2 protein-coding genes and 1 pseudogene are annotated in these 2,242 nt (G+C 47.1%); all 3 read right to left on the bottom strand.

The features are described from left to right. Positions 1 to 552: complement resistance protein TraT (gene traT, locus BEA93_RS24155; RefSeq protein ID WP_105267685.1), on the bottom strand; the 552-nt coding region annotated here is incomplete at its 3' end. Between the two features lie 71 nt (positions 553 to 623). Then, entirely contained in the window at positions 624 to 1,274 is a 651-nt protein-coding gene (locus BEA93_RS24150; protein ID WP_105225247.1) for a hypothetical protein, read from the bottom strand. 14 nt (positions 1,275 to 1,288) lie between these two features. Next, a pseudogene (locus tag BEA93_RS24145) lies at positions 1,289 to 2,176 on the bottom strand (conjugal transfer mating-pair stabilization protein TraG); the annotation flags it as partial. Positions 2,177 to 2,242: the final 66 nt, after the last annotated feature.

Genomic DNA, 2,242 nt, shown 5'->3' with positions numbered 1-2,242 from the left:
AGTCGTCACCTGCGCGGAAGTGCGCTCTGCGATCTGCACATCAGTTACCATGGTGTAGTTGATATCTTCCACCATCGCATCAGCCGCCATTCCCACAAGGCCGGCAGCCAGTCCTACCCCCAGCGTGGCTCCGGCAGAATTGGAGTTATAGGCTGTAATGCCTGCCCCTAACGCCGCAGCCTGAACAGCCCCCTCGTACCCCCGACTCAGAAAGCCCTGTGCTTCCCGCAAATCCATTTTATCGGCTTTCAGTACGTTCGCCTGAATCCAGTAATGCGCGTCGGCAGGATTATTCACGATACGATAGCCTTTCGCCTGCACCTGGCTGTTAATTTTCCCCTGAAGGCCACTCATGTCCTTATCGGAAGTATTTTTGATTTGCAGATAAACGGTGCGATCCGTGGAAGGTTCAAGCCAGATGGTTTCACTCATCTGGGTTTTGACTTCCAGATTACGCTTTTTAATTGCGGTGCTCATCGCACCACAGCCAGACAGGAGAAACGCCCCCAGAACAATCGCAGCGATAAAGTTATTTTTACGATTTAACAACATAAATTTATCCTTAAACAAAAAACAATTGCGGATAACGCCTCTGGATTATCGCATTAATCGTACCTGTATTTTTACCAACGGTCATCCCAGCGATGATTATTCATTCCCCAGGCATTCCCACCCACATCAATTGTATCATCTAACATGAGAAGTCCAGTTGCCGGGTTAACTTCATTACTACTGGAACAACACACATCGTCTTTTGAACGACACTCTCCAGGCAGATTAACATAAACAAATCGGACAAAATCGTCAGGATATAGTTTTCTCACTTTATAAGAAAAAACACATGTAAAAATTGCCCCCAATAAAGCAAACACCGCCCCCGAGAAAAGGACAAATTGCAGTTCAAATCCAACAGCAACAGCGATAATGATCAGGGCCACTCTGCTGGCATACAATACACATCGTTTTTTCAGTTGTTCTGATTTTGAAATAATATCCGTTTCAGGCGCTATTTTCATAAGAACATACTGAGTAGAAGATATTTCCCACAGCACAACAATTGTAATAATTGCAGAGAAAAAGTGCACAACCAGAAAACATACTAATAGCCCCATAGCACTTTCACCGTAAACCAGAGCTGCACAGAACGTCATAAAAAATGATACTGAAATACAACATGCTGTTATCTGCACACCAAATTTACAACCAGGCCACATACGTAGCCTGTCATCTTTCCAGTTAAACGTTTTTAATTTTTCAGTTAATTGTCCTGCCATAACTCTCTCTTCTTTTATTTGTCCTTCCACTTTGCAGCATCCCTCAGACGTTGCATATTCTCTTCATCTTTATCTGAATTCCAGGCACCTGATGGCGACAACGGCCAGGGCTTCTGCTTTTCTTTCTCCTGCGCCAGAGCCTCACCGAAAGCCTTTTCACTCTCCTTATGCTGCCCCGCAAGCGTGTTCCGTTGTGTCTTCAGTTCCTGCTGAGATGATGCCATTTCCTGCTCATTTTTCAGCACCTGCGCTTCCACAGTCTGACGGGTATCACGCACCTGTTTCTGGATCTGCTCTGCACCCTGAACCGATGCGCCGGAAGCCCGTTGCTGCATGTCAGCAAAATTCTCTGCATACGCTCGCTTCAGGTCACTCTGCATATCCACGGCTGGCCCGACGCTGCCCATACCTTCTGAAGCCCGCAACCGGTTTTCCCTGAATTCCTGCTCCAGCTGGGGTTTCAGTTTCTCATCCACAAATGCCTGCGCCAGTTGTTCCCGCTCCGCCCGCAGTGACGGATTTCCGGCATCGGTCAGCACGGTCGTGGCACGTCCCGGAGCAGACTGATGCACATAGTTAACAAACTCCTGACTGTAGTTGCTGTTAATACTTGCACTGTTGTTTTCCGCATAACTGGCCATCTGCGCATATTCATGGCTGCGGTTAAGTGCATCATTATACTGCTTAATCTGGCTCTGCAAATCGCTCAGGTTGCTGGCCAGCTGCTCAGACAGGGACGAAGAGGCATTGTCAGTATGACTGCTGTTATCCGTCGTGCGATGGTTATTAATGACATCCATGGCATCACGCACATCTTTTGTTTCCTGCGCTGTCAGGCTACGGTCATGCCCTGTTTTTGAGCTGATATCTGAATTAATACCATGCGATGACCGTAATGTTCCGGTGACCTCATCTTCACAGAAATTTTCACGCCATTAGCATTCCGGTATTCGTATAACTTCCTTCTG

Origin of the sequence: Escherichia sp. MOD1-EC5950 (assembly GCF_002965345.1) — a bacterium.
GTDB lineage: Bacteria > Pseudomonadota > Gammaproteobacteria > Enterobacterales > Enterobacteriaceae > Escherichia > Escherichia marmotae.
Note: the sequence above shows the minus strand (reverse complement) of the source record. Positions and strands in the feature narration are given on the sequence as shown.

Bases quoted from the DNA above. Each gene is read 5' to 3' on its own strand.
- BEA93_RS24150 (WP_105225247.1), bottom strand. From the start codon at position 1,274: ATGGCAGGACAATTAACTGAAAAATTAAAAACGTTTAACTGGAAAGAT.